The sequence below is a fragment of the Bathymodiolus platifrons methanotrophic gill symbiont genome (assembly GCF_002189065.1).
In the GTDB taxonomy this organism is placed as follows: domain Bacteria; phylum Pseudomonadota; class Gammaproteobacteria; order Methylococcales; family Methylomonadaceae; genus Methyloprofundus.
The window spans coordinates 1-3,938 of the sequence record NZ_BDMN01000431.1; the positions used below are offsets into that span (position 1 = coordinate 1).

The window sequence follows — 3,938 nt, forward strand, 5'->3', positions numbered from 1 at the left end:
TTTCCCTGCGCCTTCTGGAGACTATCAGCCCGTCCGGGGCTGACAGCGACGGTGATATTGTTCAATCTGCCAATGCCTATCATGTTGTTCGGTAAACGCTTTATTGTCAAAAGCAGTTGTTTTCTCTTTATCGGGTAGTGCGCTTATATAATGGCGAAGCTGGTCTTTCAACTTTGTCCGAAATAATTTTACATACCCAAAATTTCTGAGCCAAACCATTAATCCGTCTTCTGAAATTTCCAGCTGTTTTACTTGAACCCACGAGCCTTTTTCAACGGAGACTAAGCGGTTGCTTTCCAGTGCAAAAAGTAGCCCTATCTGATGATTTCTTATCAATTTAAGGTTACTCACACAACTGTACCAGCTGTCTCCTGTTACAAAAGCAGGCTCAAGTCCCCAGGCTAGTGCTTCGATCAGCATATCCTGAAAATAGTCATTTTTTGTCTTTCCTTCAGCTTTGTCGACCACCCGAAAGTTAACAGGTTGGTGCTTTCCTTGGATATCGGTGTAATACAACGTGACAAGGTTTATTCCTTCGACAGATCGATGATGCTTACCTGAACCAAAAATGACTGACAAATGCCATGTACTGGCTATACGGCTTATCAAGTACACTATCGTCTACACTCAAGGTTCCACCCTTTAAATTCAATGTAGGGCTAGCTTCATTGTATAAATCTCGTCCAGTATATAATTCCCGATTCAAGAACCGGTTAACACTATCATGAGAAATTGACATCACCTCTCCTAGTCGGCTGCAGCTTGCTTAGGTTCGCTTAATAAAAAGCTTATATACATCGGTAAGGTGCAACGAGCTGTTGATGGGCATGTTATTTTTCTTATCAAGGTTTAGCCTTACGATGACTTTTGTGTTTTTTATACTCATAGTTTAACATTGCCTGTCAATGCGTAACTTCTAAAGTAGTATTGTTAGCGAATACTTCTTCTCCGAAATTCTGCCCAAACTCTTCTGCATCATCGGCAGTTAACATTAAATATTTGAAACGATTATGAATGCTACTCTAAAATCATAGATTTTAAATATACCGTCTAAAGGTACCAATACCTTCGCCAAAATAAAAATACACTCATCTTTATGAATTTTACAGCCTACAAGCGATTGATTTATATAGGTGTAATATTGTTATTTTTGGCTTAAATTAAAATTGGCGAAGGTATTGAAGGTACTCTAAATATTTCATGTTTTATTGTTTCTCCAATCATGTCTTTTTCTCTGCAGCAATCATGTCTTTTTCTCTGCAGCAATCATTTCTTCATAGAGTGTAAATAAATACTCCAAGCGTTCTTCATCACTGCTAAAGGGCTTTGACCGGTAACATTGCTCAACGGCCAAGTCCATTTCATGATGTGCCAGGCGTAAATATTCGGGCATTTTATCGGGATCATACAGTTGTGCCATGGTTTTTTCAGAGTGTTGTTCACGTTCGTCTAGGACTTTAAACACATGGTCTTTTAGGGGGGCTTTTTGTGCTTCAGTGATTTCTGGGAAGGGGAAGGTGTTGTAACATAGATAGGATGAATACCTAAAACCATCTCCAAGCCTACCGCCAACAGCGGACATCCAAACCATATGCATTTTTGATGAAATAATTGCAAATATAGACAAGTCTGAAGATTTAATTACATTTAATAGGTCACTAGAGATTAAATCTTTTTTAAAAATCCCAACAGGAAGGTATTTACGTATACCTGTTGAAACTTTTTGAACAACCATATAATCAGAAATAGGAAAATTCTCAACGTGAAAGTTTTTAGGTGTTTGTGCCAGTTTTATTGTAGGGGTGCTACTACTATTCAACCTGAATTGTTGAACTTTATTAACTAGATCTTTGACTTTAGGCATTCTTTCTATTTCAATGTCTGGTATTCTTTGCGGTAACAAGCACCAACGAATAATTCCCCCTGAAAACTCTCGTCCTCCATACCACCTAAAAAAGTAATTTTTTGCATTTGGTTCTTGCTTAATAAACTCTTCTTTTTCTTCGTTAGAAAAAAGATAATTACCATCATCTATGGGCTTATTGCCAATGCCCATAATTGGAAAATTAGCTAATGATTTTGTTCGCTTTTCTACAATACAACTACTATTAGCAATTAAATAAGGAGAAATGTTTTTAACTGATTTACAGGCATTATCGGTATAAATATATTTGTTTTTTATATTTATACCTAGGCCAATTATTACGCAATACACACTAGCGTTTTGTCGGGCATTATTTGACCAATTAAATGCAGATACAGAAAAATATATATCTAAGCCATGCTGGAGAATATATGGCCACATAACTGCAACTTGTTCACCTTGTGTTATTGAACTAGTAGATACAAAAGCACACCTAACATTGCAGTGAGAATCAAAAAAATAATTTGCTGCTTTAATAAACCAACAAGAGACATAATCTAATATCCCATAACCTTTAAGTCTATCCGCTATTAGCTTTAAGTCGTTTTTTTGAGATTTTTTTTGATTTTTAGAGCCAATATAAGGCGGATTCCCCAAAATATAAATCTCAAATGCACTCCCTTTAGTATCAAGCATAGGACAAACGACCTCCCAATCCAGGCGCGTTGCATTGCCACAAGTAATATTGCCACTATCCTGTAATGGTAAAGTGGCACGCACTTCACCAAAAACTTCTTTAAAAGCAAGGTTCATTTGATGCTCAGTCAACCATAAAGACAGTTTAGCGGTCTCATGAGCAAAGTCATCCAACTCAATACCGTAAAATTGATTCAGGTGTAAGCCAGATATTGCTATATAGGCATCATTGAAATGCTCACCTGATACATTATTTTTCCATTTAGCAGTGTTAATTTGTTGCAGTTGCTTAAAAATTTCTATTTCTAACAGACAGAGCTCTTTATAAGCAATAATCAGAAAATTACCTGACCCACAGGCAGGATCAAAAATACGTAAGTTATAGAGTCGTCCTAACAGTTTAGTGAGTTTTTTCTCATTACATTCCGATTTTTCTAATGCTTCTTTTAAGTCATTAAGAAATAGTGGGTCAATCACTTTCATAATATTAACAACGGAGGTGTAATGCATACCCATATTACTGCGTTGGTCGTTATGCACTACGGCCTGAATCATCGAGCCGAAGATATCAGGATTAATAGCTTTCCAGTTAAGTGCTCCACATTCAACGATAATCTTTCTTGATTTATTACTGAATTTTGGAATGGGGTATTCATCAGCAAATAGACCACCATTCACATAAGGGAAGTCTTGTAAAAACTGTGGATACTCTGATCTTTCACGTAAGTTAAGTACAGCAAACAACTTTTGCAAATAGTTGTGTAAATCACTACCATCATCTGCTGTATGAGATGCTATGGCATTGGTAAACTGATTGTCTTGAAAAATACCTGTATCTTCAGCAAAAAAACAAAATAATAATCGAGATAAAAAGATATTGAGCGCATGTATTTCATCTTTTTTTTCTGTTGGATTATCTTCTAAAATAAGGTCATACAAACGCCCCATACGTTCCGCTGCTTTAACATCAGCAGGGTTCTCGCTTTGGAACTGCACGCTCTCTAATCCTGCCCAGGGTAAAAAGAAGTCATAATATTTAGCTAATCCAGTAACCGAAATATCTAATGTATCACCCGTTTTAGTGTCAACGGATAGTAGTGTTTTAAAGTCAGTAACAACAAGAAACCGAGGGTGTTGCTTAGTAATAGCAGAATCTAGTCGTATTTGATCAATGGACTGATGTATATCAATATCAGTTTCATTTTTGAAAAATAACTTCTCTTTCCATAGTATTTCATCCTGAACTTTGGAAAGATTGTAATCGCCCTTTTGTAATCGTGTAATAGATGCTTTTGGTAGCCCATAAGCACGTAACAAATCATAAATAAATGTTTCTTCATTAATGTTCATTACAAGAGCTTTGATGTCGCTTTCTAAT

Annotated in this window: 1 protein-coding gene and 1 pseudogene; both read right to left on the bottom strand. The window is 36.3% G+C overall.

The features are described from left to right. Window positions 1-48: 48 nt before the first annotated feature. Window positions 49-843, bottom strand: a pseudogene (locus CDZ78_RS18825) (IS701 family transposase); the annotation flags it as partial. A gap of 400 nt (window positions 844-1,243) precedes the next feature. After that, the coding region (locus CDZ78_RS18830) for a class I SAM-dependent DNA methyltransferase (protein ID WP_087871349.1) at window positions 1,244-3,938 on the bottom strand (2,695 nt) is incomplete at its 5' end.